The sequence below is a fragment of the Streptomyces sp. NPDC059456 genome (assembly GCF_042750055.1).
Classification (GTDB): Bacteria; Actinomycetota; Actinomycetes; order Streptomycetales; family Streptomycetaceae; genus Streptomyces.
On the sequence record NZ_JBHYVA010000798.1, the window covers coordinates 1 to 3,596 of the forward strand.

At 72.9% G+C, this 3,596-nt stretch carries 5 protein-coding genes and 1 pseudogene; 4 read left to right on the plus strand and 2 right to left on the minus strand.

The window, feature by feature from the left end; genetic code table 11:
• Together ACFXA3_RS38630 and ACFXA3_RS38635 are read right to left on the minus strand one after the other, a co-directional pair.
• Positions 1-563: pseudogene (locus ACFXA3_RS38630) on the minus strand (hypothetical protein); the annotation flags it as partial.
• Positions 564-568: 5 nt separating this feature from the next.
• Positions 569-1,594 (minus strand): alpha/beta fold hydrolase, encoded by a 1,026-nt coding sequence (locus tag ACFXA3_RS38635; protein WP_385195391.1) that lies wholly within the window; start codon positions 1,592-1,594, stop codon positions 569-571.
• A 146-nt stretch (positions 1,595-1,740) separates the two neighbouring features.
• Here ACFXA3_RS38635 and ACFXA3_RS38640 point away from each other — a divergent pair, with 146 nt between their 5' ends.
• The 4 genes from ACFXA3_RS38640 to ACFXA3_RS38655 all read left to right on the plus strand — a co-directional run.
• Positions 1,741-1,956, plus strand: coding sequence for a hypothetical protein (locus ACFXA3_RS38640; RefSeq protein ID WP_327285282.1), 216 nt, complete (start codon positions 1,741-1,743; stop codon positions 1,954-1,956).
• A 205-nt stretch (positions 1,957-2,161) separates the two neighbouring features.
• The gene (locus ACFXA3_RS38645) at positions 2,162-2,818 is read left to right on the plus strand and encodes a TetR/AcrR family transcriptional regulator (protein WP_030291179.1); all 657 of its coding nucleotides are present in this window, start codon (positions 2,162-2,164) and stop codon (positions 2,816-2,818) included.
• A 155-nt stretch (positions 2,819-2,973) separates the two neighbouring features.
• Positions 2,974-3,201 carry a DUF3107 domain-containing protein gene (locus ACFXA3_RS38650; protein WP_030153467.1) on the plus strand — a complete coding sequence of 76 codons (228 nt, stop codon included), beginning with the start codon at positions 2,974-2,976 and terminating at the stop codon, positions 3,199-3,201.
• Between the two features lie 141 nt (positions 3,202-3,342).
• Positions 3,343-3,596, plus strand: a 254-nt coding sequence (locus tag ACFXA3_RS38655; RefSeq protein ID WP_385195394.1) for a hypothetical protein, incomplete at its 3' end; no start/stop codon positions are given.

Consider the following 3,596-nt stretch of genomic DNA (forward strand, 5'->3'; position numbering starts at 1 on the left):
ACCCGGCGGTGCGAGCCGGTGGAGGTGAGGGGGTCGGCCGCGGGCTGCGGGATGGTCACCTGCGGGAAGCCGACCGCAGGGGTGCCGAAGGCGGGGGTGTCGGTGTCCAGGACGGCGGCGGCCGACGCCCTGTGGGGGGACCGGCCCGCCCGCGGGACGCCGTGCCAGTCCCCGTAGACCGCGCCGGGCCCCGCGCCCCAGGCGCCGCCGGGCTCGCGCTGCTCGGGGTGGCCGCCGCGCGGCGGCTGCTGCTGCTCGTACCCGCGCTGCTCGTCGTACGGGCGGTGCTCCTGTCGCGGGGGCTGCTCCCGGTGCGGGCGCTGCTCCGGCTGTGGGCGCTGCTCCTGCTGCGGGCGGCGCTCCTGCTGCGGGCGCTGCTCCGGATGGGGGGCACGCTCCCCGTACGCGGGCGGCTCTCCGTACGGTCGGGGCTCCTCGTACGGGAGGTGTTCCGCGTACGGAAGGCGCTCCTCGTACGGGAACGGCGCTGCGGGCTCCGCCGCCGGCGCCGGACTGACAGGGGCGGGGGCCGGAGCGGGCCCCTTGCGACTATGTCGTCCCACGGTCCTCAGCCTCTGCCGTCGTCGTCGGAATCTCGCACGTCCTGATCTCGGACGTCCTGGGCGTCCGGGGTGTCCCGGGCGGTGTCGTGCAAGAGGTCCCGGAAGGCACCGGCCACGACCTCGGGGTACTCCATCATCGCCACGTGCCCGGCCTCGGGCAGGCTCAGCAGCCGCGAACCCCGGAAGGCCGCCGCCGCCTTGCGCGCCATACGGTACGAGACCAGTTGGTCCCGGCCACCGTAGACGAGCAGTGTCGGGGCGAGGACCCGCTGCGCCTGGCGCCACAGCCCGTGTTGCCCGCCGAGGGTGTACGCGTCGACGATGCCGCGCGAGGAGCGGGTCATCGCTTCCCAGAAGTACGGCAGGGCCATCCGCCGTTCCATCTCGGCGACGGCGTGCGCGAAGCCCTCCGGTGTCACCCGGGAGGGGTCCCCGTAACAGAGCTGCGTCACCCCGCGGGTGCGCGCCTCGGCGGTCAGCCCGCGGGTCAGCCGCAGGAACAGGGCGGCCATCCCGGGTACGGCGAGCAGGGCGGTCGGGACGGCCGACTTCTGCACGCGCAGCTCGGGCAGTGCGGGCGAGATCAGCGTGAGCGTGCGCACCAGGTCGGGGCGGACGGCCGCGACGCGGGTGGAGACGGCGCCGCCGAGGGAGTTCCCGAAGAGGTGCACGGGACCGCGGTCGGCGGCGTCGAGGTGGCGGATGACCGCACGGGCCAGTGCCGTGACCGAGTAGTCCCGGTCGGCGGGCGGCGGGGACCATCCGAAGCCGGGCAGGTCGACGGCCTCGCCGTCGACGGTGTCCTCCAGCTGCACCATGAGGTCCGACCAGTTCGTCGACGAACCGCCGAGTCCGTGGACGAACAGTGCGGGGGGCAGGTCCGTCCGCACCGGGGGCCGGGACCGGACGGCGAGCTCCAGTCCGGGCAGCACCGCCGTGCGCAGCTGCTCCCCCTCGGCGACGTGGACGGCTCCCACCTGGGAGGACGCCTCGGATGCGGATCGCACACCCGGCAGCTCGGTCGAAGACATGCGGCCAATGTTACGAGACGATCACGTCCGGACTCTTGTGTTCGGCATCACAGAGGCATGGGGATCCGCATAGCGGGGTATCCGCGATCCTCCTAGGCTCGTAGGTGAGGCACACCCGCGAGGGGAGAGGGAAGAAGGGGAGCCACATGACCGTCGACCCCGCAGAGCCGGACACCTTCCAGGAGCGCTTCCGGGAGTCCCTCGACGCCGAGGCGCCCGAGGCCGATGCGGCGGAACAGCTGGCCGAGTTGCAGCCCGACGACGACGACCGGGTCACCGGGGTGGACCGCGACGAGGCCGCGGACGGCGACGCCGTCGAGCAGGCGCGGGTGGTGACCCTGGACGAGGACGACTACCGCTGACTTCCCCCGGGCCCGGCGGCCCGGCAGGCATCCCCCCAGCTCCGGCTACTGCCCGGTACGCCGACCGGGCACCGCTGACCAGCGCCTCCGGGCGGTCCGCACAGCGAGAAAACTCGGCTTCGACCCTCCAGATTCGGTTACCGAAAAGTACGATGGCGGGCGCGGCGCAGAGCGCACTGTGTTCTTAGAGAAAGTGGGAGGCGGCGTGACAGCCATCGAGCAGACGGAGGCAGCGCGTCCCCGGGGCACGCGTCTGCCGCGCCGAGCCCGGCGCAACCAGCTCCTGGGTGCGGCCCAGGAGGTTTTCGTCGCGCAGGGGTACCACGCGGCGGCGATGGACGACATCGCCGAGCGTGCCGGCGTCAGCAAGCCCGTGCTCTACCAGCACTTCCCGGGCAAGCTCGACCTCTACCTGGCGCTGCTGGACCAGCACTGCGAGGCCCTGCTCCTCGCCGTGCGCACGGCCCTCGCGTCGACGACGGACAACAAGCTGCGCGTGGCCGCGACCATGGACGCCTACTTCGCGTACGTGGAGGACGAGGGCGGCGCGTTCCGGCTGGTCTTCGAGTCCGACCTGACCAACGAGCCCGCGGTGCGCGAGCGCGTCGACCGGGTCTCGCTCCAGTGCGCCGAGGCCATCTCCGACGTCATCGCCGAGGACACCGGCCTGTCCAAGGACGAGTCGATGCTGCTCGCCGTGGGCCTGGGCGGCGTCTCGCAGGTCGTGGCCCGGTACTGGCTCTCCAGCGAGAGCCCCGTCGCCCGTGACACCGCGGTGGGCCTGCTGACCTCGCTGGCCTGGCGCGGCATCGCCGGTTTCCCGCTGCACGGCACGGAGGGCGGGCAGGCCGCCCAGGCCTGAGCGCGCGCGGGCCGGCGGCGACCCGCGGCGCCTGACCGGCCGCTGTTCGCTGCGAGCGTGTCCGGAGCGCCGCATCCGCGTCCCCTCTCCGGGCTAATGTGGTCCGGGTACGGCGCGGCTGATCGCGCACAACCGACCATCGGAGGGACAAAGCCGTGGAGGTCAAGATCGGCGTGCAGCACGCACCCCGGGAGATCGTGCTGGAGAGCGACTTGAGCGCCGAGGAGCTGGAGCGCATCGTCACCGCCGCGCTGACCGGTTCGGAGCCGCTGCTGAGCCTCACCGACAACAAGGGCCGCAAGGTCCTGGTGCCGGCCGACCGCCTGTCGTACGTCGACCTGGGCGAGCCGAGCGTGCGCAAGGTCGGTTTCGGCGCGCTCTGACGCCGTCGGAGCGCAGCGGGACCGGCGTACGAGAACGGGACGGAACGGCCCGGTGGTTGACCCCACCGGGCCGTTTCCCTTTCTTCCGCTTCGGGTAGGACCGCAGTGAACCGGTTTGCCCCTGACCTGCGGGAGGCCCACATGCTGCTGATGGAAGTGCTCGGCTCTGCCCTCCTGGGCCTCGCCCTTGCCGGAGTGGCCGTGCGAGTGCTGGCCACGCGGCTGCCGTCTCCGAGAGTGGTGCTGGTCAGCGGGGTGCTGGGAGCGCTGTTCGGGGCGTACCTGACGCAGTTCGCGCTCGGCCCCGGGCACAACACGCTGACCGCGACGCTGATCGGCTCGGTCCTGGTGTCCGCGGTGGTGCTGTCGCTGCTGCTGCGCCCCGCCCAGGGGCC